The sequence below is a fragment of the Gloeocapsopsis sp. IPPAS B-1203 genome, assembly GCF_002749975.1.
Taxonomy (GTDB): domain Bacteria; phylum Cyanobacteriota; class Cyanobacteriia; order Cyanobacteriales; family Chroococcidiopsidaceae; genus Gloeocapsopsis.
Window position 1 is genome coordinate 1 of sequence record NZ_PEIG01000054.1, and the last position, 255, is coordinate 255.

Consider the following 255-nt stretch of genomic DNA (forward strand, 5'->3'; position numbering starts at 1 on the left):
TTTTGAAGGATATGGGATACGAGGTGAATGAAAAGCGTGTAAGGAGGCTGTTACGAAAGATGGGGATTGAAGCGATATATCCAAAGAAAAATCTTTCTCGCCTAGGTCAGGCCAAGTATATCATGCCCTATTTGTTGGGTAATCTTTGTATAGAGAGAGCCAATCAGGTATGGCAGATTGACATCACCTATATCCCTATGAAAAAGGGATTTATGTACTTGACAGCAATCATTGACGTGTACAGTCGCTTTATAG

1 protein-coding gene is annotated in these 255 nt (G+C 40.4%); it reads left to right on the forward strand.

Annotated elements, in window-relative coordinates; translation table 11 throughout:
• The coding region (locus tag CSQ79_RS26960; protein ID WP_502693974.1) for a DDE-type integrase/transposase/recombinase at nucleotides 1–255 on the forward strand (255 nt) is incomplete at both ends.